Source organism: Peribacillus simplex (assembly GCF_030123325.1).
GTDB lineage: Bacteria > Bacillota > Bacilli > Bacillales > DSM-1321 > Peribacillus > Peribacillus simplex_D.
The window spans coordinates 704,312-728,298 of sequence record NZ_CP126106.1 but is presented as its reverse complement, the minus strand read 5'-3'; the positions used below and the strand labels follow the sequence as shown (position 1 = coordinate 728,298).

The 23,987-nt window shown below is 38.2% G+C and carries 22 protein-coding genes and 1 pseudogene; 4 read left to right on the top strand and 19 right to left on the bottom strand.

The features are described 5' to 3' along the window. The first annotated feature begins 297 nt into the window (after nt 1–297). Both QNH43_RS03420 and QNH43_RS03415 read left to right on the top strand, forming a co-directional pair. Nucleotides 298–1,008, top strand: a complete 711-nt coding sequence (locus tag QNH43_RS03420; RefSeq protein ID WP_283916814.1) for a response regulator transcription factor — start codon at nt 298–300, stop codon at nt 1,006–1,008. Then, nucleotides 1,005–2,405: a sensor histidine kinase gene (locus QNH43_RS03415; protein ID WP_283916813.1), complete on the top strand. Its 1,401-nt coding sequence runs from the start codon at nt 1,005–1,007 to the stop codon at nt 2,403–2,405. Before QNH43_RS03420 ends, QNH43_RS03415 begins: the two co-directional genes overlap by 4 nt. Nucleotides 2,406–2,463: 58 nt before the next feature. On the opposite strand, the gene QNH43_RS03410 is transcribed toward QNH43_RS03415, so the two are convergent. The 18 genes from QNH43_RS03410 to QNH43_RS03325 all read right to left on the bottom strand — a co-directional run bounded on the left by QNH43_RS03410 (nt 2,464) and on the right by QNH43_RS03325 (nt 19,164). Further along, nucleotides 2,464–2,817 (bottom strand): YxeA family protein, encoded by a 354-nt coding sequence (locus QNH43_RS03410; protein WP_283916812.1) that lies wholly within the window; start codon nt 2,815–2,817, stop codon nt 2,464–2,466. 5 nt (nt 2,818–2,822) lie between these two features. Continuing rightward, nucleotides 2,823–4,742: an ABC transporter permease gene (locus QNH43_RS03405; RefSeq protein ID WP_283916811.1), complete on the bottom strand. Its 1,920-nt coding sequence runs from the start codon at nt 4,740–4,742 to the stop codon at nt 2,823–2,825. Then, entirely contained in the window at nt 4,729–5,496 is a 768-nt protein-coding gene (locus QNH43_RS03400) for an ABC transporter ATP-binding protein (RefSeq protein WP_283916810.1), read from the bottom strand. Before QNH43_RS03400 ends, QNH43_RS03405 begins: the two co-directional genes overlap by 14 nt. A gap of 178 nt (nt 5,497–5,674) precedes the next feature. After that, nucleotides 5,675–5,965: a DUF3817 domain-containing protein gene (locus tag QNH43_RS03395; RefSeq protein ID WP_283916809.1), complete on the bottom strand. Its 291-nt coding sequence runs from the start codon at nt 5,963–5,965 to the stop codon at nt 5,675–5,677. Nucleotides 5,966–6,168: 203 nt separating this feature from the next. Then, nucleotides 6,169–7,230: a C45 family autoproteolytic acyltransferase/hydrolase gene (locus tag QNH43_RS03390; protein WP_283916808.1), complete on the bottom strand. Its 1,062-nt coding sequence runs from the start codon at nt 7,228–7,230 to the stop codon at nt 6,169–6,171. 237 nt (nt 7,231–7,467) lie between these two features. Then, on the bottom strand, nt 7,468–8,178 hold the full coding sequence (locus QNH43_RS03385; RefSeq protein ID WP_283916807.1) for a GntR family transcriptional regulator: 711 nt from the start codon (nt 8,176–8,178) through the stop codon (nt 7,468–7,470). Nucleotides 8,179–8,302: 124 nt separating this feature from the next. Next, a complete protein-coding gene (locus tag QNH43_RS03380) occupies nt 8,303–8,569 on the bottom strand; it encodes a EutN/CcmL family microcompartment protein (protein WP_283916806.1) in 267 nt (88 codons plus the stop codon). A 1-nt stretch (nt 8,570) separates the two neighbouring features. Next, nucleotides 8,571–9,407 (bottom strand): hypothetical protein, encoded by an 837-nt coding sequence (locus QNH43_RS03375; RefSeq protein WP_283916805.1) that lies wholly within the window; start codon nt 9,405–9,407, stop codon nt 8,571–8,573. Then, nucleotides 9,404–10,186 carry a phosphate propanoyltransferase gene (gene pduL / locus QNH43_RS03370; RefSeq protein ID WP_283916804.1) on the bottom strand — a complete coding sequence of 261 codons (783 nt, stop codon included), beginning with the start codon at nt 10,184–10,186 and terminating at the stop codon, nt 9,404–9,406. The genes QNH43_RS03375 and pduL overlap by 4 nt, the downstream gene beginning before the upstream one ends. 10 nt (nt 10,187–10,196) lie before the next feature. Then, on the bottom strand, nt 10,197–10,484 hold the full coding sequence (locus QNH43_RS03365) for a BMC domain-containing protein (protein ID WP_076372078.1): 288 nt from the start codon (nt 10,482–10,484) through the stop codon (nt 10,197–10,199). A gap of 24 nt (nt 10,485–10,508) precedes the next feature. Beyond that, nucleotides 10,509–11,981, bottom strand: a complete 1,473-nt coding sequence (locus QNH43_RS03360) for an acetaldehyde dehydrogenase (acetylating) (protein ID WP_283918272.1) — start codon at nt 11,979–11,981, stop codon at nt 10,509–10,511. Further along, nucleotides 11,981–12,511 (bottom strand): BMC domain-containing protein, encoded by a 531-nt coding sequence (locus QNH43_RS03355; RefSeq protein ID WP_283916803.1) that lies wholly within the window; start codon nt 12,509–12,511, stop codon nt 11,981–11,983. Before QNH43_RS03355 ends, QNH43_RS03360 begins: the two co-directional genes overlap by 1 nt. A 111-nt stretch (nt 12,512–12,622) precedes the next feature. After that, the gene (gene phnX, locus QNH43_RS03350) at nt 12,623–13,432 is read right to left on the bottom strand and encodes a phosphonoacetaldehyde hydrolase (protein ID WP_434060149.1); all 810 of its coding nucleotides are present in this window, start codon (nt 13,430–13,432) and stop codon (nt 12,623–12,625) included. A 127-nt stretch (nt 13,433–13,559) separates the two neighbouring features. Then, nucleotides 13,560–14,747: a saccharopine dehydrogenase family protein gene (locus QNH43_RS03345; RefSeq protein ID WP_283916802.1), complete on the bottom strand. Its 1,188-nt coding sequence runs from the start codon at nt 14,745–14,747 to the stop codon at nt 13,560–13,562. A gap of 297 nt (nt 14,748–15,044) precedes the next feature. Next, complete coding sequence (locus QNH43_RS03340; RefSeq protein WP_283916801.1) at nt 15,045–15,575, bottom strand: MgtC/SapB family protein; 531 nt, start codon at nt 15,573–15,575, stop codon at nt 15,045–15,047. 61 nt (nt 15,576–15,636) lie between these two features. Beyond that, nucleotides 15,637–16,440 carry a DeoR/GlpR family DNA-binding transcription regulator gene (locus QNH43_RS03335; RefSeq protein ID WP_283916800.1) on the bottom strand — a complete coding sequence of 268 codons (804 nt, stop codon included), beginning with the start codon at nt 16,438–16,440 and terminating at the stop codon, nt 15,637–15,639. 158 nt (nt 16,441–16,598) lie between these two features. Then, the gene (gene phnW, locus QNH43_RS03330; RefSeq protein WP_283916799.1) at nt 16,599–17,732 is read right to left on the bottom strand and encodes a 2-aminoethylphosphonate--pyruvate transaminase; all 1,134 of its coding nucleotides are present in this window, start codon (nt 17,730–17,732) and stop codon (nt 16,599–16,601) included. Between the two features lie 97 nt (nt 17,733–17,829). Then, entirely contained in the window at nt 17,830–19,164 is a 1,335-nt protein-coding gene (locus tag QNH43_RS03325) for an MFS transporter (RefSeq protein ID WP_283916798.1), read from the bottom strand. Between the two features lie 1,012 nt (nt 19,165–20,176). On the opposite strand from QNH43_RS03325, the gene QNH43_RS03320 reads away from it, so the two are divergent. Both QNH43_RS03320 and QNH43_RS03315 read left to right on the top strand, forming a co-directional pair. Further along, on the top strand, nt 20,177–21,568 hold the full coding sequence (locus QNH43_RS03320; RefSeq protein ID WP_283916797.1) for a hypothetical protein: 1,392 nt from the start codon (nt 20,177–20,179) through the stop codon (nt 21,566–21,568). Nucleotides 21,569–21,888: 320 nt separating this feature from the next. After that, nucleotides 21,889–23,078: pseudogene (locus tag QNH43_RS03315) on the top strand (IS3 family transposase). A gap of 174 nt (nt 23,079–23,252) precedes the next feature. Here the strand turns inward: QNH43_RS03315 and QNH43_RS03310 are convergent. Beyond that, complete coding sequence (locus tag QNH43_RS03310) at nt 23,253–23,984, bottom strand: thioesterase II family protein (protein ID WP_283916796.1); 732 nt, start codon at nt 23,982–23,984, stop codon at nt 23,253–23,255. Nucleotides 23,985–23,987: the final 3 nt, after the last annotated feature.

The window sequence follows — 23,987 nt, the reverse complement described above, 5'->3', positions numbered from 1 at the left end:
CTGAATCCTATATCACTTAGCATAATCTTCCTAACAATACTTTAAACAGTTTATCATACAACCTTTACCAAATCAGTATGAAGCATGATCTTCTTTCGGAAACTCCCTTAACAAAATAAGAACCAGGCTCAGAATCCTGATCTCTACAGTAACTTTTCATGTAATGGTATTTTCATTTTTTCGACTCTGTTTCGTGAAAATAATGGAATGAGTTCGTTAAATATCTTTCCTCCCCTTATTTTTTCTTAAGGGGTGCTCTATACTGGAGGGTATGATTGATGTTTGGGAGGTAGCAGAATGTCGAATGATCAGTGGATTTTAATTATTGACGATGAAGAAGATTTGGCACGTCTCATGGAGACAGTTTTACATAAAGAAGGTATCCCGAATATTGTTACGGCGGGGACGATTGCGGATGGGTGGGCAAGGTTTCAGGAGTTCGATCCATCACTGGTCTTGCTTGATATTATGCTGCCTGATGGTGAAGGCTATGATTTATGCAAGCAGATTCGTGAAGTGTCGAATGTGCCCATTTTATTTTTGTCGGCAAAGGATGAGGAAATTGATAAGCTTCTAGGGTTGGCGATTGGCGGGGATGATTATATTACCAAACCATTCAGTCCGAAAGAAGTGGCATATCGGGTAAAGGCGCAGCTGAGGCGTGCGGGCTTTTCAGAGGAAAAGGCGGCTCCGAAAAAATATCAAGTTGGTCCTTTTGAGCTTAGCGCAAATGAAAATGAAGTGAAAAAGGATGGCAAAACGCTTGAGCTCACAGCTAAAGAAATCGGACTGATGAGCTGCTTTATGCATCACCCGAATCAGATCTTGAGCAAGGAAACTTTATTTGAACATGTGTGGGGCGATGATTTCTTTGGCTCTGATAATACAGTAATGGTACATATTCGCCGTTTACGCGAAAAAATCGAAGCAGACCCTTCAAATCCCTCTTTTTTACTAACCGTTAAAGGGCTTGGTTATAAACTGCAAACCAAGGGTGAAACAAGATGAAGTGGAAATTGACACGGCGCTTTTTAGGATCCGTTGTGACAATTGTTGTAATCGTAGGGATCGTAAATACAATTTTACTTTTATCCCTACTCTTTTATCGAGCCATGCATAATTTCGAGGCAGAAGAAGTTTCTGCTGAAAATTTCAGCAGAACATTTTCACAATATGTGGAACTAATCGATAACAAACCGATCGTAAATGAAGAAGGGCTGGAAAAACTGCGGAACAATAACGCTTGGATACAATTTTTGAATGATGAGGGTGAGCAAGTTGCAGCCTTTTATACACCTCAAAAATTGCAAACCGTATATTCTCCTGTTGAAATCGTCCAAATGTATAAGTATAAGGAAATTGATGCAGAAACGACTGTTTTTGTCGGCGAAGCCCATAATTTCAGCTATTTTGTAGGAGTTAAGGAACAGAAAATTGGCCGCTATGTAATAACCTATGATTATGAAAAAGTTTTTAAGAACTTTAACATCTTACTAGTAATATTTTTAATCGTGGATATCCTCATTGCATTAGTCATTGGATTCTTATTTGGAAAGAAATTAACGAGTCCGCTGAACATATTAATAGAAGGAATTCAGCAGCTTCGGGAGCGGCGCTTTAAAAAAATGAGCATACCAAAAGGCGTTTATGAAGATGTATTTCGCAATATGAATGAACTATCGGTGAAGTTGGATCAGTATGAAAAAGAACGTGATCAACTCGACCAAATGCGTGAGGAATGGATTAGCAATATTTCCCACGACATGAAGACACCACTTGCTTCCATCCATGGTTATACAGAATTGATGAAAGATAACGCCACTGAATTAACACCACAGGAATTGTATGAGTTTACATCCGTTATCAATAGACAGTCCGTTTATATGAAAGATTTGTTGGATGACCTGAATTTAACGATGCGTTTGCGCAACCAACGACTTCCTTTGCAATTTGAAGATATTGATATCGTCGGGTTTATAAGAGAAATGACGATCGAGCTTTTAAATGATTCACAATTTGGTGATCAACAGGTTGAGTTTGTGGCAAATGTGGACAAAGCAACACATAAGGTGGATAAGAAATTACTGAAACGGGCGATATTTAACCTTATCTATAACGCACTCGTGCATAACGAGGAAAATGTCGTTGTGAAAATACAAATTGATGATCTTGGTCCACAATCAGAATTGCATACCCAAATTACCATTGCCGATAATGGCCGCGGTATTCCCGCCAAAGATTTAGAACAGGTTTTTGAACGCTATTATCGAGGTACGAATACTGCCAGTACACATGGGACCGGTTTAGGAATGGCCATTGCAAGGGACATCATTCTGGCTCATAAAGGTAAACTAGATTTGACTAGCATTGAAAATAAGGGAACCACGATCACGATACTTTTATAAGTTTTTTTCTTGCAGAGAAAAGGCTGTCCATAACTTACAGACAGCCCTTCTTTCCTATTTATTTTGTTTGTGCCTTTTTTGGAATATCCTCGAATTTCACTTCATCATATGACGAAACTTCATCACCATTTTTCACGTACATCTTTAAGTAAGCATCTTTTCGAAGGTTTTTTTGTGCCGTGAATTTAAGCGGTATCGTTTCACCATCTGCATTTTTGGCGTCAAGTTTATAAGAGTAATAAGTCATCACTGAACCATCGTCCAGTTTGGTTTCATGTTGTACCCCGTCCTCTGTAATTTGCAAATAATAATTATCGGCATTCATGCGGTTAAAGTCGATTTTAGTAAGCGCGATGACTCCTGCCGCTCCCAGTATAAACAAAATGCCGACTACCATAAGAAATTTCTTCATCTTGATCATCCTTCTGTTTTATTATTTTGTATGATAATACGATTATAGGAAGCTACCGTTAAGATATAATACAGACCGTAAATAACTGTATAAGCGGCCATCCAGATCAACACAGGTTTTGCTAGATTCATCATCAATAAGCCCGAGAAGGCTTTTAAAGCAACTGCACTGTGTAATAACCCCACTGCCAGTGGAACGAAAAAGATTACAAGCACTTGTGATGCAATGGATTTCCGCATTTCTTTTGCGTTAACGCCCATCTTATGAAGCATATTGTATTGTGATTTATCTTCCTCTGCTTCCGTTAGAACTTTAAAGTAAATGATGCTGCCTGTTGCCGCTAAAAAAACCAGGCCAAGAAAACTTCCGATAAAGAGTAATGATCCTACACTTTCGATGCTTGTTTGGAAATCTTGAGGGGCACTGGAAAATAGCGCTTCTTCAGGCACATGTTTTGCAATTTTTTCAGATAAATCCGTGGAAGCCTGATCAACACCGATGACACGATATTTTAGCGCTTCCCCTTCTTTTTGCAATGATTTAAATTGCTCATTCGATACGACCACTGCAATGCCTGCTGTTCCGGCATTTAGTACTGTTTGTGTTTTAAAGCTTTGAAATGTGATTGCCGTGTTGTTTTCTGTCCTGATGGTCTTGTCCTTGTATTCAGGTGAGAATCTTTTGTCATATCCAATATCTAAAATGACTGCTTTGTCATTATTCACATACAGTGCCACCTTGCCTTGCACTTCTGCTAATTTGTTATATGTTCTTTCATCGATTATCGTGTAAATCCGTTTATCCGAGCTATCGAATGCCGAACCCTTATTCAATTCTTTCGTATTAAATGTGACAGATAGTGCCTCGACATTTTCATCATACTTTGTATTTGGCAATACAGTGCTGACTTGATGATCGCTTTTTGCATCCGTTTGCTGATACATGAAGGTATTCGGATCAACGGTCATAACTTGGTCATTCGCGTTGTAATAAAGACCATAAACCGCACCGCCAGCCGTTACCGTTGTAGCACTTAACACAGCAATTACGGTCAATGTACGTGCATTTCCCCGAATGCGATATAGCAATTGCGAGATCGTCATCAGGTGCAGGCCTTTCCATAGCCATCTTTCATTTTTCTTAATCACGGCCAACACAAAGCCTGTCACGCTATGAAACAATAAAAACGTACCGGCGATGACCGTTGTCAAAATAATGAGTGCCGTCATTAAAAAGCCGACCTTTTCCCATACTTTAGAAGTAAAAAGATCTTGCATCGCCAACCAATAACCGATGATAATCAGGAAAATCCCCAGAAAGGCTACAATCATCGATGGCTTCGGTGCAGCTTCCCCCTTTTTCGATGCATGGAAAAGATCAATTAGTTTAAATTGATAGATCAAACGATAGCCCTGGAATGATGTCACCAAAAAAATCATAAGAAATACGATAGAGGTGTTCAAAGCTGCAGATCCCGAAAATGTAAATGGTGCCATGACATCATAGCCCATTAAATAGATCAAAATCGTCATGAATCCTTTTGAACAAAGAAATCCAAGTAAAATCCCGACAACCAATGAAACCAAACCTAGCAATAGATTTTCAAAGAAGAGCATAAAACCAATCTGACGATTACGTACGCCAAGCAATGCATATAATGCCACTTCTTTTTTACGTTTTTTCATAAAGAATGAATTGGAATAGGCAATAAAGATGGCAACGAAGAAAATCAGGATGACTGCCGCACCACTCATCAATGAATCTAATTTCTGTGATGAAGCCGTTTGTTCTGCAACTGTATCGCTATATTTTAATGTTACAAATGTGAAGTAGATGATAATGCTAAATACCATGGATGCGATATATAAAAAATATTGGGATAGGTTCCGAGCAATATTTTTCCTCGCCAGACTAAATAACGTCATCTACCTCACCTCCAATTGTTGCAAGGACATCCATAATTTCTTGGAAGAAAGCTTTACGTGATTGGCCACGACGATAAATTTCTGTTGAAAGCGTACCATCCTTGATGAAAATGATCCGCCTGCAGAAGCTTGCGGCATATGCATCATGTGTCACCAACATGATGGTCGAATTATTTTTTTCATTTAGCTCACTTAAGCTTTCCAGCAGACCTGTTGCTGATTTTGAATCAAGTGCACCTGTTGGCTCATCAGCAAGGATCAATGCAGGCTCTGTCACAAGCGCTCTGGCTGCAGCTGTTCTTTGCTTTTGCCCACCGGAGATTTGGTAAGGGTATTTAGCTAATAAATCTTCAATCCCAAATACTTTAGCAATACGATTCACCAAGTTAGTAATTTCTTTCGCTGGAACTTTCGCAATCGCCAGTGGTAATAATATATTTTCCTTCACAGTCAATGAGTCGAGCAAATTGTAATCCTGGAAGATGAAGCCAAGATTATCACGTCTGAAATCCGTTAAGTCTGCCCCTTTCATATCGTGAATGCTCGTATCATTCATGAAAATTTCCCCTTCAGTCGGCGAATCAATGGTTGCCAACATATTGAGCAACGTCGATTTCCCCGCTCCTGAAGGTCCCATGATTCCTACAAACTCACCTTCATGAATGTCAAAAGATATATTTTCCAACGCTGTGTAGGCAGCACTTGATTTACCATATGTTTTTTTTATATTTTCCACTTTTAATAATGGTTCCATTTGTTTCACCTCTTCAGTATTGTTGATACTTATACTTTACATGCTCATTCTTACAGCATCTTTGTGCCAACCTTATAGCAAGCTTAAATCCATAAAAAAACGCCTTTCATTTAAATGGAAAGGCGTTTTTTTATGGATTTTTCAAAAGTAAAAGTATTAGGGCATGATTCTTTATCATTTAACTTTGCTTCAATAGCCTGCGGTCGATTACAAAATTCCCAAATGGGATGAATGAAACGATGAAAATCATCGCCATTTTTAAAAAGGACCATTTTGATATGATGCTCACATAAAGTAATAAAAGCCCAAACACGACAAATAAGAAACCATGGATGCTGCCTAAAATGAGTGTTGCTTCCCCAATATCCAATATGTACTTAATGGGCATACCAATGCCAAGCAATAAAACATATGAGATTCCCTCGATTATTGTAATGAACCGAAACCATCCAATAGCTGTAGAAAACATTCGCACATCCCCTTATTCATTGTACAAGTACGGCAAATAAACAGACCTCAACTTCTTTTTTATAATCCAAAATCTGTTACTCTATCATATTATATTACTGTGATACCCCCTAATAAATAGTACCAGGTTTTCCTAAAAATAGAACAACAAAAGAAGCCCAATCCAAGGATTGGGCCATTAACAAAGTAAGGCTTAAATTTACTTCAGCGAAACCAATTTGCTCCCTCATCCATATGCACGAAGGGAATATCCGTATCAACCACACCTCTGATTCGTTCTAACTCAATATCTTCCCCTTCGAGCCATTTTGCAAAATCTATTGAAGTCGGCTCCTGGTTCCCTCCCAAAGCAATCCAAGCTTTCATCTCCTTAGGTAAATAAGCGGATGTATGAATCGTTCCTGCCCAGCTGCTATATAAATCCGAGAATACACCATGATTGGTATCATTAAACAATCGATAAGCATCGTAGGCAGATGAAAGTCTCCCTTCATGATCTTGGATGATCTCCAATCGGCGTTTCGAATCGATGAGATGGTTACGGTTCTCATTTTTCATGATTTCAAAGTGATTGGTACAGGCATTTGACGTGCGCACCTCTACATTTCTCGGAGAGGTTTCAACGATATAGGTACTTCCGCTTTTATCATAGACGACGTAAGTGAAGGAATGACGATGCGGGATTTCCTTCAACATCGCGACCGCTTCCTGTACGTTCGCACAAGATTCAACAATCAATCTGCCAATCATGCAGCAAATGAAACCATCACCAGGGTTCTTGCGATTCATGAAATTATAGCCTATCACCAAACCTTTTTCATTCATTCCATCCATCCGGCCAGTTCCTCGCTGACTCGGGCCGATGCTTGAATACCCTTGATCGGTTGGCTGGAATAAGACATAGCGTCCTTCATATGTCTTTGGGTGGTAATCATAATTTCGAATGAGATAATCATCGCCAGTCATGATGGAACAGCCCGACCGGACATAATCCAATCGATATCCACCGAACTCTTGCAGCACGCGGTCCATTGGCCATTTCAACGCTTCTTGCAACCCCAGTAATTCCTCCCAAACTCCAGGGGCGAATTGTGTAATTGCTTTCTTGACCTCTTCTTCCTCAACCGTAAACCGCGGCTGCCTGATCTTCCACTGATCTTCACGATTTTTTACCGTTAGTGAATCTTTTAATTCCTCCCCTTGCATGTATCCAAACTCATAATGTGTACCCCGAAATTGTATGACATCACTATATATTTGCTTCACGGCTTATCCCTCATTTACAGTAGTTGCTATTCATTAAGGATACTTGAAGTATTGTTGAAAATAAAGAAGATAAGCCTTAAATTTCATGAAACATCTCCTCCTAGATCCACTCATATTTAGTGCATGGTATATCTAAAAGACTAGAAATTTTATCAACTACGATGATAACAGCATTAATTAGCTCACGAATGAAAACTTGATATCCAGGGGGCAAAATGGGGATTAGTAGATATAAAATTAGTTATTTTTTCGATTCAGCTTCATAGCAAATGAATGCATATCCGATCGGAATAAACCTTTATAGTATTCGACCAAATTACCCTTGGAATCAAAAATCATTCGTTCTGTAATCAACACGCACATCCTTTCGTTCAAACCTAAATGTTCAGCATCTTCTTTAGATGGAAAGCCGCATGTAATAATTTGTTCCGCTTCATTGAAGTCAATGTTTAGATTCCCTTCGAGCGCATCATACAATACTGTTGTACTTAAATTGAATTTCGTCAATTTTTTTCCTAATTCCAAAGAATAATAATGCATTTCAATCGCTATGGGGACATCCTCCTGTAACCTCAGCCTTTTAATATGGTAAGATTCATCTTCAAAACCATTTGCATCTGCAATATTTTCAGGGGTCAATACACGGCCATGATCAAGTAATTTAATTCTCATGCTTTTAGTAGTTTCAGTGAAACTTATCATCTTAAGCCATTCCTGTACAGGTTTTTGGGATACGAACGTTCCCTTGCCATGCCTTTTTTCCAATATCCCTCCACGAACCAGGATGGAAACAGCTTCCCGTACAGTGCTCCTGCTGACAGAATACATGTCCATGAGTTCCCTTTCACTTGGGATTTTATCCTTATAATAACCTTCTAAAATCTGATCTTCCAAAATGGTTTTTAATTGAGCGTGTAATGGGATTGGATTTTCAAAGTCTAACTCCATAAAATTCCCTCCAAACAGACGATCTTTTAGTGAACAAAAAGCCCCCTTCATCGTTTGACAAAGGAAGCTTTATTCTATTTCCTGAATTAAATAATAGAAGTAACTGGATTGAAACATGACTTGACTACTTAATTTCAAAAGAATCAACTATGCCAATGATCGCTGCATCAATTGGAGAATTTTTTTCATTCGTCAACTTTTGTGCAGGTAAGCCTTGTGTGATTATAACCGTTTCACCGACACCTGCTCCAATTCGATCCATGACAATAACAATATTCCCCACTGATACTTTCAACGAATTTAACGGCTGAACAATCAATAATTTAACATGTTCCATTCCTTTTTCTTTTTGAGTTGTCCAAACACTTCCTATAACTTTTCCTAAAAGCATCTTATACACCCTTTTTAACAAACAGGACATTTAGTTTATTAGCTTTAATCAAATCCTTTGCCAAAGGAGAAATGATGGTCCCCTTCTGAAGGTAAATGGTATCATTCGGGCTATAGGACTTTGATTCAAACCAGTCAGTCGTAAGTAACTTTTTGGTGTAGGGCAAATGATCGCCTTTAGAATGATTTTCTTCCAATGGCTCTTGTTTATTTTGGCCATTCTCTTCCAGCTCTTTACAAAGTTTATTAATGATTACATCAGCTAAATCCTTTTGCGGTGAAAGCGTTATGCCAAGCTCAGTCATTTGCTTTATATACTCATCAAACTGTTTACGATATGGAGCTGGTAAAGAGAGTGCTTTCAAACAACTACGATCCGATCGTTTAATCCCTGGTACATCTTCGCCAACTAATATGAATTTTTGCAACAGGCTCGCTGAGAAAATGATTTCTGACTTAATTGATCCTTTTAATCCAGTAGCAACCCTTGCCGCATTATCCAAATCAATTTCAGGAATAATGATCCCATCATACCCTTTTGGGAGCTCCATTGCCGATGGAGCATATTCATCAGCGGCAATCACTTTCCTAGCCCCGCTCGATTCAACCTGTTGCATGCCTATCCAAGATGATGTTTCACCATCTAAAAATAAAGTATCAAAAGCTATATTTGCATTTTTCAATTTAATAAACTGATCTGTAAATGGTTCATGTGCTGAGCTATCACAAAAGACAAATAAAACTTTTCCGTTATTTTCTTTTTCCCTCTGCACTTTAATAGATTGTAAAACTTCACGTACAACCGATTCTACCATTGAACGAATTTCGATCCTCCTCACCTCCCTTTTTGTGATAGGAATTCCCCATTTTTCCCAACAACTTTTAAATAGTCACCTGTTTTCAAACCTGCTGCATTTCCTTCATCTAGATCAACGTGGAAATCCAGTTTATATCTCGGAGCTACTCGAACAATAACATCCAAGAAAATTATAGAGCGCTCGCCTATTGATTGAAGAAGTAAACCCTCGCCATGCTTAACGTCAAAATGTTGAGCATCCTTAGGTGACATATGCACATGACTCTTTGCTATAATCACCCCTTTATGGAGAGCTATACAGCCTTTTGGTCCAATTAGCGTCAAGCCTGGCGTATCATCGATTGAACCTGATAACCGTATGGGCGGATGGATTCCCAATTGAAATCCATCCGTTTTAGATATTTCCACTTGAGTATCTTCTCTTACCGGTCCAAGGATTCGGACATTTGGGATCATCCCTTTTGGCCCCAGTAAAGTGACTTGTTCCTTTGCAGCAAATTGTCCTGGTTGTGACAATTCTCGTATGGGAGTTAGTTCGTAATTATTTCCAAACAGTATTTCCACATCATGTGATGATAAGTGAATATGCCTATTTGAAACACCCACAGGAATCATTAAATGCATTTCCTTTTCATTTGACGCTGAGGAATGTTTAATATGGTGCTGATTTCCAATGACAATTTTTCTATCTCTTAAGAAATCAGCCGCCGCAGGAGTTAGTTTATCGTCCCTAATAGGATATGGATTTGGAATCCCGGTTTTCAACATCCGTCTTAATTTGGATTCCGTTATAATTGCCATAAGCTACTGTTTATCCTTCCAACTTCGGAAGAATAAGTTCAATATCAGAATGAGGACGTGGAATGACATGAACGGAAATCAGTTCTCCTATATTTTCAGCTGCTGCGGCTCCTGCGTCTACAGATGCTTTAACCGCTCCAACATCCCCCCGCACCATAACTGTTACTAGGCCTCCACCTGCATGTACTTTACCAATTAGCTTTACATTTGCAGCTTTTGACATGGCATCAGCGGCCTCTATTGCACCTACCAACCCTTTTGTTTCGATCATTCCTAATGCTCCCATTTCTATGCTCATTGTTTATGCCTCCCCATTTATAAGTTATATTTTCAGTTCTTGCAGGACGCTTTTTACGATATCCATAACTTCCGATCTTGAAATTGTTTTCTCACTACCTGTTTCCTCTTTTCGAGCATGAACATTGTCTGATTCCTGTTCATTAGACATTTCACGAACCCCAAAAGCAATTCGTTTGATATTCAATAGATGCTCTGGACCGATGTTGTCCGACGATACATTGTTTCCATATGTTCCACAACCAAGTGTCATTGATGGTGTAATCCCTGTCGTGGCACCTATTCCGCCAAATGTTGTTCCGGAATTGACTACAACTCGTGATACTTTTTGTTCCAACCCTATCTTTTCAATAATTTGTTTGTTTTCAGAATGAATCCCAAGCGTATGGCCAAGTCCGCCTACTTTAAGTAATTCATTACATACATGACTAGCTTCCTGCCAATCCTCAACAGTATAATAAGCTAAAATTGGTGATAACTTTTCTACTGAAAAAGGATAAGACTTTCCGATATTCGTTTCTTCTGCGATCAATACCTTAATCCCATCTGAAACGAAAATCCCTGCCATATTGGCTAATGTTTGTGGGGATTTGCCCACTATTCCAGGATTTAACCTCCCGTTGACCATGATGATTTCCCCTATTTTTTTCTTTTCATAATCATCCAGGAAATAAGCCCCTTCATTTTCCAACTCTTTTTTCACTTTTCTTTTTATACTTTTTTCTACAATGACTGCTTGTTCAGATGCACAGATGGTCCCATAATCAAATGTTTTACTTTGCACGATTTGTTTAACGGCTTTTTCTACATTTGCACTGGAATGAATAAAAACTGGAACATTTCCAGGTCCTACCCCATATGCAGGTTTACCTGAACTGTAAGCAACCTTAACCATATCTGTACCACCAGTAGCTAAAATAAGATCCGTTAACTTATGATTAATTAACTCATGTGCCGAAGAAAGGGTCGGATTAGTAATGCTTGAAATGATTCCTTTTGGTGCATTTGCTTCCTCTGCAGCTTCTTGCAGAATTCTCACCGTTTCATTTGTACATTTTGCAGCAGTTGGATGTGGACTAAATACGATGGCATTTCTGGACTTTAATGAGATAAGTGCTTTAAAGATTGTTGTTGAAGTAGGGTTAGTGGACGGGACTATCCCGGCTATTACGCCCACCGGTTCAGCTACTTCCCACACTTGTTTTTCTTCATTACGAGAAATGATCCCTACTGTCTTTTTATCTTTCATTGATTCAAATATATCTCTAGCGGAAAATAAATTTTTTGTCCGCTTATCCTCTATCTTTCCATATCCCGTTTCACTAACAGCCATCGCTGCAAGCCTTCCAGCTTCCTTTGTAGCAGCTTGAGCCATACTCTGAACAATTTGATCAACTTGGTCTTGAGACATTTTTTCAATTTTTTGCTGTGCTAACTTTGCTTGTTCAAGAAGCTGTCTTGCTTCTTGAATCGATTCAAGATCTTTATCCAACATCATCATTTATCCCCACCTTTCCCATTCTGAAGTGCATTTACATATTTTATTAATTCCTCTTTTTTCGCAGTTGTAATTTCTTGGGGAGATAGAGGGAAGCCACTTAAAGAATTGGCAAGCTTTCTTAACTCTTGGGTGCTTTTTTTATGAAGTTCTTTTACATTTTCATCGACTTTTTCATCACTAGCTATGGTATCTGGCTGTTCAACTCGCTGGATTGCTTTTTCACTTTTGACAGCTTTTTTTTCTTCTTCAAGCTTTGGAAAGAGCATTTTGATAACATGATCATCCGGTCGCGCTAAAACATGAGAATAACGAAATATTCCGACTTTTTTAGCCGCTTCTTCTCCTACAATGACAGCCGATTGTACGGAAGAAACATCACCCACTATATAAATAGTAACAATCCCTGCATCTGCCCCTTGATAGGTAGTGATTTTTACATCAGCTGCTTTCGAAGCGGCATCTGCAGCAGCAATCATTGCGGGAAAGCCAATAGTTTCAACCAGACCTAATGCGTAGGCATTTTCCACCAATCATTTTCACCTCTCCGCCTCTTTGATTCCCGATAATAGGAAAACTCCTCATATTGGTTGAAAGAATATTTCTTCTTTTGTAAAAGGATCGAATCTTATTTATAGAATTTAATCGCCATTAGCTAGGCGCAAATTAATTTTTGGAATTAACTGATCTAAGTCCCCGATACTATCAATAACATAATGAGCACCAGCTTTTTTAAATCTTTCTGCCACTACTTCCAGTTTTTCCGCTAAAATTTCTGGATCTAGAGCATTTACTTCTTCTTCCTTCAACCCTAATTCACTGCTGCCTCTTAATATGCCTACACTCCAAGAACCCGAGTTAATACCTTCTTTAATATCACTCACTGTATCTCCAACTTTAATAAAATGCTTCATAGGATAGACTCCTAAATTCATGGCATTTTGATAAATCATCCACGGAAACGGCCGTCCAGCAGGCACATCATCCGGCGTTACTAGCAAATCTGGAGCGTAACCCCTTTTTTTCGCTCCTGCCGCAACAATTTCCATCATTTCAGCTGTATATCCAGTGGTAGAACCAATCTTTATTCCTTTTCTTCTCAGACGTTCAACTAATTCAATAGCACCCGGTATTGGATTACAATAGTTAGGGAGTATCGAAAACAGCATAGGTTCAAAATCTGCATATAGAGCATCGACATCTTTATCTTCAGGCAAATTACCATACTTACTTTTCCATAATTCTGCGATTCGGTCCATATCGCACATTTTTCGAATATGATCCCACTTTAAGAGGCCCATTGGTGCTCGTGCTTCCTCATCTAACACTTCTATTCCTCTTTTTCTAAATACCTCTTTGAACACCTCTAGTGGTGCAAAGCAACCATAATCAACAGTTGTTCCTGCCCAGTCAAAAATAACCGCCTCAATTTGGGGAGAATGATTATTCAAAACGCCAACCTCCTTCTTCGACAACATCATTGGTATTTCTCCTATTTAAGTGAATGGGAGTTTTATTGTCAATATTATTAAAAGATGTGGTTCTATATTTCTATTTTTCTATCTTTTTAAATTGGCTCTATACGGTAGTTTCTTCTACACTTACATCAACAACCTCAATTTCTTCATGAACATGAATGCCTCTTTTCTTTAGTTCATCAAAAATCATTGTCGGTTCAAATGCTTCTTCCGGAATTAACACCCCTGTTTGCTTCACCAAACCTTTAGCGATAATCTCAGTAGCTATCGCCATTGGGATTCCTACATTTCGAGTATAAGCTCTTAGCTTTTCCCATCCCTTAACGGATCCATCACTAGAGGGGTGCGTATGGTATAAAATATGACGCTTTTTAACACCATCTTTTATCCCGACTACTTCAACATGGAGAGAATACCCGTATAATTCAGTTTCTTGCCCTGCTTTTGACTGAAGCAAGTAATCACCAATAATATCCATAAGGCCTATTTCTTTTTCATTCACCACCACTTTAGGATTTGCGATGATTCCGTAGTCATATAGCGAACGAACTAACTGCATATTTTGTTTAGGCCAAGTACCCCTGACTTCGATTAGTTGTACGCCCTTATTTGAAAGCGCTTTAGCTAGTGTGCGTGTTTCAGAATGGGGGATAATATATTGAACGGTTTCTCCATACGGCTCTGGCAGTTTGATGTTTCTGGGCCTTGCAAATGGAGCAACTTGCACAAACTCACCGTTTTCAAAAACGATTCTTCCTGGAAGGTCTGGATCGTACTCATAAGTAGTTGTTTCTGTAATTGATTTTGAGAAGGCGATCGGCCTAAAAGACCCGTGGCTTACTCTAATGGATTCAATTTCTTCCAATTGATTGGCAGCGTGCATGGCCATCATTTGAGTTACACCTGGCGTCATCCCAAAGCCTGGAACCGCAGTTCTGTTGTTGCTTTTGAAAATTTCAGAAAATTCATCTTCTGCACCAAATCCATTTAAATTGATTCCATGACATCCCGCTTCTGCAATACATGCCGTAGAAATACCATTTAATGTGATGGTAGTGCCATCCATTACTATATCGTAGCCCCTCATCTGCTCAACTGTTTCATCATGATTCGTTACATTTACTTTCACGAAGTTCACACGAGGGTCGTTTAGTTCGTTAACTAATTCTTTCCCTAATGCTTCATTGAAATCACCAATTGTAATTTCATCAAATTCAGAATACTCGACTAGATCAAGAACAGCTTCTCTACAGATTCTTCCAGCTCCACCTAAACAGAATACTTTCATTGGCAACACCTTCTTTTTTAAAATATTCACTCAATTATGAGTTAATTAAAGTTTACCACATCGATATTGTTTTGTCCTGTTTTTACTTGTTTTTTATTTGTTTTTATTTGTTTTTATTTTTTTATTTTGTTTTCACTTTGTTCTAATTCATCATTCCCCTTTATTTATTCTAATGATAAAGATATATTCAAGCAGCCATGTGGAACACCAAAATAAAAGGATAAATAAATAAAAAGCCAAGTTCTCTAATCTCAAGAACTGGCTTTCTATTTTATATAACTATTTTAATTTATTATTTTAACCTTCCTGCACATCCTTACGACTTGGTATTCTATGCTGCATTTTTTTCTTTTCCTGTGATTTTGCTTGTCGATGTTCAATATTGTTACTAATTTTTGTTAAAATAAAAGTAATGAAAACAGCCGCACATACAAGCCCATAAAAGCCAGCACCAATTCCAATACCTACACCTCCAGCAAAAAACACCATAGCGGCAGATGTTAACCCTTGTACCCTAAGTCCGTCTTTTAAAATAAGACCAGCCCCTAAAAAACCCAGGCCAGAAACAATTTGTGCAGAAAGCCTCATAGGATCCATTCTAATATTTATATTTGAATGACTGAAAACGTCAACGCTGTAAATTGAAACAAGAGTGATTAAAGTGCAAGATACAGAAACATAAGTAAATGTTTTTAATCCAGCTGGTTTGTTTTTAGCACTCCTATCCCAACCGATAAACATTCCTAGCAGTGCACTGATTAATAGCCTTAAATAAATTTCTATATTTTGCAAAAAATGTTCTTCGTAAAGTACAACTAAATACTCCATTTACTGATCCCCCTTCATAGGCAAAAAAATTCGCCTATATTACTGAGAGATTTTCTTGTTATTATTTTTCATCTATTGTAGTGTCTGCAACCAACCATTTTACATTGTTTTCTCTCAGTGGTGTTTCCCAATCACTTGGATGTTCTCTGTCGGATATCACCATACTTATCTCTTGAAGATCTGCCATTTTATAATGGGTGCGTTTTCCTACCTTGGAATGATCAATTAATAATATAGACTTTTCTGATTGCGCGATTAGTTTCTTTGCTACCATGCCTTTTGAAAAGTCATAGCTAGTTATGCCACTTTTTATAGAAAGACCATCTGCCGATATAAAAAACTTGTCAATGTAGAGTCCATCCAGCATCTGTAATGTGAAAGGCCCAGATACTCTATGATGAGAAGTATTAATCTCTCCACCTAACATGATAATTTTTCCTGAAAAAATATTTTGATGGTTTAAATCAATGAGAACAGAGAGGGAATTAATAGAAGTGGTATAAATAGTCAAGTTTTTCTTTTTCCGCAGATTTTTTGCCAATTGCAATGGTGTGCTTCCATCATCAATGGCTATTACATCGTTGTCATTAATAAGATTAACTGCTATTTCTCCGATTCTTCTTTTTTCATCAGAATGTATGACCTCTCTTTCATCAGTGGAAGGTTCCCCATTAAAAAATGAATTTTCAATAGCCCCACCATAGACTTTTTTTAACTTTTCTTCTTGATGTAATTCATCTAGGTATTTCCGAATGGTTTCAGTTGAAACCTTTAATATGCCCGATAGATCCTTAACCGTAACTTTTCCGCTAACCTCTAATAATTCTAGAATTTTTCTCTTTCTTTCTTCTCCAGCTAATGACAAGACTTTCACCCCAAAATTAGTATTTCCATCATTGTTTCATAAGTTTGATTAAATTACTATTCTAACCTAGATTTCCAATATCCGTTAAAAAGAAATCCAATCTATAAAAAAAAGTATAAGAAACAATGATGGAAGATACAAGCATTCTAAGGAAAGACTTAGTTTTTAAATGCAGGTTTCTGCCAATAGCTGCTTTGCTCAATCGCAAGTAATAATTCTTCCATATCACTTTGATGTACATTTCCGATGTTACCAATTCTAAACGTATTTAAATTGGTGACTTTTCCTGGATAAATTACGAATCCTTTTCCTTTTAATTTTTTGTAAAATTCAGTAAACTCAAATTCCTTATCTTGCGGATAATAGAAAGGCGTAATAAATGGTGACTGTAATTCATCGGGAAGCAACGGTTCGAAATTAAGCTTCTTCATTCCTTCTACAAGGATCCTTTGGTTATTTCTATATCTTTCTGCTCTTCTCTTTATTCCACCTTCTTCAGCTAATTCTTTTAATGCCTGTGCAAATGCTCGAACTACATGAGTAGGAGAAGTGAATCGCCACTTACCGTTATCATTTTCCATCGTTATCCATTGATCATAAAGATCCAGTGATAGAGACCTTGCGCTTGACTTGCATTTTGCAAACTCTTCAATTTTGACGATGGCAAAACCAAAACCAGGTACGCCCTCGATACACTTATTTGCACTACTAATGAGAAAATCAATGTTTAGTGTATCTATATCCATTTCAATACCACCGAAGCTGCTCATCGCGTCTACAATAAAAATCTTGTTATGTTTTTTGACAATTTCACTTACTTTTTCAATAGGGTTTAGCATACCGGTTGTCGTTTCACAATGAACAATAGCAACATGAGTTATATCTTGATCATTCTCCAATGTTCTATTTAACTCATTCAGGTCTGGATGATTAACCTCCCCACTATCCAATACAACCGTATTGATCCCAAGGATACCCGATATTTTTGCTATCCTATTCCCATATGCCCCGTTGGCTAGCACTAATAATTTTCCACTCTTCGGAATCACGGTTCCAATTACAGATTCCACACTAAAAGTCCCACTTCCCTGCATCAAAACAGCTGAGTACTTATCCTTTGTATTAGTTGCTAGTTGTACGATCGTCTTCCTGATATCTTGAACAATATTATTATAGTCATCATCCCATGTACACCAATCCTTCATCATTGCTAATTTAACCGTTTCAGTTGTAGTTAATGGACCAGGAGTTAGTAATAAATAAGGATTGTTTGTAATATCTTTAACATTCATTTTAATTCCACCTTTTTAAAGTTTTTTATTTTTGTAAATTTCCTATTTGTTTGGATCTATAAAGAATCAATTGAAATATACAAAAAACAGACATACTTCAATTCTTAACTATTTTGTCCGCTAAATAAGATTGACCTTTTGTAGATGCACTATTTTCACGTTCGCTCATCGTTTTCAGTAAAACTACACAAATTAGTGATAAAACACCAAGTAACATGAGGTAGATTGCAGCAGGAAGCCACGAACCATTAAACTTTGCAATAAGCCAAGTAGCAATTAATGGTGCTGTACCTCCGAAAAGTGCGGCACCTAGTTGATAGCCTACAGAAATTCCTGTATAACGAATTTCTGCTTTAAACATTTCAGAGAATAAAGTGCCCATAACAGAAGTAATGATAGACCAAAGACCATATCCGATCATTACCGCGACGGTTAGCAAAAGTACTGATTTCTTAGAGAGTAAAAGGAAGTATGGTATCGAGAAGATAATTACCCCTAACGTCCCACATATAAATATACTTTTCCTTCCAATTCGGTCAGATAATTTACCAATAAGGGGAATCATAAAGAGAGAAACTAGTGTTCCGATCGTCACGGCATTTAATACCGGACTTTCCGGCATCTTTAATGTATTAGTTGCGTATGAGACCCCAAAAGTCGCAAACATATAGAAAGGAGCGGTCTCAATGGCTTTTGCACCTGTAATCAAAAGTACTTCTTTCCAATGGTATTTTAGAGTATCAGCAATCGGAAGTTTAGACACTTTGCCTTCATCTTTTGCCTTTTGAAAATCTGGGGTTTCCTCTAAACCATTCCGTATCCATAAACCGATTAAGACTAACGCCAAGCTTCCAACGAATGGAATACGCCAACCCCACGAAAGAAAAGCGGCATCTGGCAACAAGCTCACGAGAGATATGGTAGCGGTGGCAAGGATCATTCCTACAGCTGCTCCCATCATCGGGATACTTCCTGCAAAACCACGTTTTTCTTTTTCTGTGTATTCTACTGCAAGAAGGACTGCTCCTCCCCATTCACCCCCAACAGCGATTCCTTGAATCAACCTTAAAGTGACAAGCAAAACTGGTGCCCAAACCCCAATAGATTGGTAACCAGGTAATAAACCAATGAGGGCCGTACTCACACCCATGATTCCAAGGGTATATACTAATGACTTTTTTCTCCCAATTTTGTCTCCAATGTGGCTAAAAATAATACCTCCAAGCGGACGAAAGAAGTAAGGTATCCCAAAAGATGCTAATGCGATCAGTAAACCTACCGCTGGACTAAAATTTGGGAAGAAAAGTTTGTTGAAAACTAATGAAGCCACAGTTCCATACAACAAATAATCATAATATTCTATTGAACTACCAATCAAACTTGCAACCAAGGCTTTCCTTTTGATCTTTTTCGAGTGAACTATTACCGACATAAAAACCCCCCTTTTTTTAAAACCCCAAAGATGAAAGCGTTTTCTAATGTGTAAAATAACATATCACATTTTCTGACAATTGGGAATATTTTTTCTATATTTTTTTTTATTTAATTGGCACTGAGGTTTTTTTATGTTGGTTTTTATTTGTTTTATGAAATATATGTTAAAAACTATAATTTATAACTTTTTACTTATGAGGAGATAAATGAACGTGTACAGCTCCAAAGCCAATGAATGTTCTTATATAACAGAAAACGAGATTTCATTTACTTTGTACTAAATTAAAAGGCATAATCTTACTTAAAAAGGCTATTTACGAACCTCAACCTCTTCATTCGCATATGGACGCATGTTAAAAGCGCTGAAGAGCATATCAGCGCTTTTTTTATAATGATGAAAACATAGGAAATCCAAACGATTTAAGATACACGGTGAACTAAAAAATAACTTTCAATTGTTCCAATTCTTTTTTCAATTCTCAAAGTATTATTTTAGTACTTTCTAACTTTATAAATAAATTCATTATAGCAACATAAAAGTAAATTATTCACAAATAATTATTTATCAGAAAAATAATGCGAATAAAACTTTTAATTTTTGAGAGATTATTTTGGGAAAATGATAGACATCAGATCATCAAGTTACTATTTCCCCTAAAAGTAGTGAAGGTTCTTGGAACAATTTTATACCAGTAAAAGCTGTGGAAGTTGGATGTGATAAAAATTTCATTTTAGCTAAAAAAGTTGATTTATTGGATAACCCCGAATAACTTAATGATACAGAGATTCCAGATACAAATACTTCCCTTATGGAAAACTATTATTATTGATAATGAGTAGTAACAGAACATTTAGATGGAAAAAAATTTTGCTGATAAAAAGTCCGTGTTGAGTATATCAATAGATATTAAGATGTAAATAAGATAAGCCTTTAAAATTTTTGAAACAACTCACCACCCCATACCTCCCTCATAATCTGTAACTAGGCACATTTATGAGGGGGACGGATCATGGAGATGGAATTAACGGCACTCCATTGGATTTATGTTGTATTTATTGCATTGATAATCGGGTTTATGGTAAAACGTCGTGATACTACCCTCATCTGCATAGTTGGAATATTGCTTTTGGCTTTAGTGGCTACAGGCAGTTTAGCCTCCTCCATAAGCGGGATATTCAACAGCTTCATTTTCGCAATCACGGAATTAATGTCCACGATTTTAATCATTTCAATCATCGTTGCCATGAGCACGGTTTTAACGAGGTCCGGCATTAATGATGTCATGATTGCACCGTTTGCGAAATTCATTAAGAATCCTACACTTGCCTTTTGGGTAATTGGAATCGTCATGATGATAATATCTTGGTTTTTCTGGCCATCACCTGCCGTTGCCTTACTTGGGGCAGTCCTGCTCCCCGTTGCCTTACGGGCTGGATTACCTGCACTCGGCGTGGCGATGGCGATGAACCTTTTTGGTCATGGAATCGCATTATCAGGGGATTTCATCATTCAGGCTGCACCTAAACTAACGGGGGATGCCGCTTCCATACCAGTCGGCGATGTCATCACTGCGAGCATTCCCCTTGTCATTACAATGGGCGTCGTCACCACCATCTCCGCCTTTATCCTTTTAAAGCGGGATATGAAGCTTGGAAGAATCAAGGCGGCGGATCATGAGGGAATCGTCCAAGATCAAACAATAAGTGAAGATTTGCTCACACTGGGACAAAAGAAGTTTTTTGCCGTTTTCATTCCGATTGCCTTTCTGTTGGATGTTGTGGCATTGTCGGTTTTGAAGTTGCAAGGCGGAGATGCCACGGCGTTGGTTGGCGGTACAGCCGTTTTCATTTTGCTGATTTTATCCCTTGTCGCACATAAACAGCAAGGACTGGAAAAATCAACGGCCTATTTGATTCAGGGTTTTCAATTTGGCTTCAAAGTATTCGGACCTGTAATTCCAATCGCCGCATTCTTCTATTTAGGTGATTCTGGATTCAATCAGATCATCGGTGACTACTTACCAAAAACATCACTTGGCATCGTCAATGACCTCGGTGCCGCCTTAGCGGCCTCCGTTCCTTTAACGAAAGAAATAGCCGCCGTCACATTAACGGGCATCGGTGCCATCACTGGCTTGGATGGATCGGGCTTCTCAGGCATTTCTTTAGCAGGATCTGTCGCCAAACTATTCGGAACGGCCATCGGAAGCGGAACCGCCATCTTGACTGCACTCGGGCAAATAACCGCGATTTGGGTTGGCGGAGGTACCCTGATTCCATGGGCATTGATACCTGCCGCTGCAATATGTAACGTCAGTCCCTTTGAACTTGCCCGCCGGAACCTGCTGCCGGTCACCATTGGTTTGGCAGTCACTACAATAGTTGCGATGTTTCTCATTTAATTGATCAGCATCGATGTTTATCGACTCTAAAACACGGAACGGCCTCTTAATTTCCATTCCCATATTTAAAAGGAGGTCCGGTTAGCCTTACCCCGAACCCTGAAAATGACTTGGGTTAGATGAAACCCTCATTGATTGAATAAATTTACGACACTCCTGCCGAATAACTGGCTAGCCGAGTCCCCACAGACGCTTACTTGGAGTGGATTTCTGAAATCAACTGGAACTTTTTAATTTGTCTACAATCTAAAAAGGACTGAATAAAAATGAACTGCACCCCAATTGTTAGACAACATCTAACAATTGGAGGTGCAGTTTTTTTGACTAAATATACGATAGACGAAAAATTACATGCAGTTTTAGAGTACTTAGAAGGAAAAAAATCCTATAAATCCATTGCACAAGAAAGAAATGTAGGTTTATCCCCTCTGAAAAGATGGGTCGCTCGCTATCTAAAACATGGGATGGAAGGACTTGCTTCATCCTATACAAATTACACTCTGCCCTTTAAACTAGAGGTACTTAAATATATGAACGAATATGGGGCATCGATCAACGAGACCGCTGTACACTATAACCTTCCTTCCGATTCTACACTTTTGAATTGGGCAAATCAGTTTAAGGAAGGCGGTATAGACGCCCTTAAACCAAAGAAAAAGGGGCGTCTATCCATGAAAAAAGAAACCAAGAAAACATCGCCAGCTAATGGCTCTCAAGAAGCACTTCTTGCCGAATTAGAATACTTACGTGCAGAGAATGCCTATCTAAAAAAGTTGAATGCCTTAGTTCAAGAAAAGGAAGCCTTACAAAGAAAGAAAAAGCGAAAGTAGTCCATGAACTAAGGAAACAATTTGATTTAAATCTGCTTCTATCCATTTCTAAAATGGCACGGAGTACGTACTATTATTGGGTAAACGCCTTCGGGCGTGAGGATAAATACACAGAAATTAAATCACTTATCAAAGAGATTTTCCATACGCATAAAGGGCGTTATGGGTATCGGCGTATCACCCTAGAATTACGTAACCGAGGTGCTCGCATCAATCATAAAACAGTTCTCCGATTGATGAATGAACTAGGATTGAAGTCATTGGTTCGCATGAAGAAATACCGTTCGTACAAAGGGAACATCGGCAAGATTGCGCCCAACATTCTAGCACGTGATTTCAAGGCGGCAAAGTCCAATGAAAAATGGGTGACAGACGTCACCGAATTCCATCTAGCTGGGGAGAAACTATACTTATCGGCCATTCTTGATTTGTTAATGGTGAAACATAACATTACACAAAGCATGTCCCGCAAAGGAAATTGTCTCGATAATGCGGTCATTGAAAACTTCTTTGGCTTATTAAAATCCGAATTACTCTATCTTCAAGAATTTGAAAGCATGGAGCATTTCAAACAAGAACTAGAAGAATATATCCATTACTACAATCATCAGCGAATCAAGGTAAAATTAAAAGGCATGAGCCCGGTAGATTACCGGGTTCATGCCCTCAAGGCTGCCTAATTAAATAAAGTGTCTAACTTTTTGGGTTCACTTCAAAAATCAGTCCTTTTTTAAAAATCAGGTTTCATGCTTATCCAAGCGGATAATGCCAAACTCACGTTATATTAAATTATTTTGACTTCTGAAACTAATTGACGGAACAAATTGCAGTTGTATTCAAGACAGTCCGCAACCTTAAATCAGAACTTCACAACGACTATAAAGTAAATACTCTTGAATGATTTTTAAAACGATAGCCTGGTTTTGCTTTATATAGAAATGATCACCCTTTAATATATGCAAACCTTCAATATGCTCAATATATTCATTCCAGTTTTCGATACTTTCCTTCGTCACGGTATCATCCGAGCCCAATAGTAAAACGGCTTTATTTCCCACCTTTTTATTGCGCTTCTTTTCATGGTGATAGTTGGCTAAAACATTCAAGTCCGACTGGATTATCGGCAGGAATATATACATGAAATCCTCGGTTTCCAGGAGTTCCTTGTTCGTTCCCCCGATTTTTTCAAGCGATTGCTTTAAATGTTTTGCATTAGAGCAATCGATTTGATCTACTTTATAATTTGGAGACGATTTACTTGAAATGAATAAATGCTCTACTTTATTACCATCTCTCTCTTCTAATTTTGCCGCAATTTCATAGGCTACGATCGCACCCATGCTATGTCCAAACAAAGAGATGCTTCCCAGTGCATCCATTTGATGCTTTGTTTCCATTTCTTTCATTAAAATATCCGTCAGATCCTCCATATTGTCACACAATGGTTCACTATATTTACTGCCATGTCCTGGGTATTCCAGCGGGACTACCTCTATTACATCATCTTCAAATTTCCATTCTCTATAAAAAGATGCACTTCCCCCGGCATAAGGGAAACAAAAAAGTGTCTTCTTCAGCCCTTCCACCCC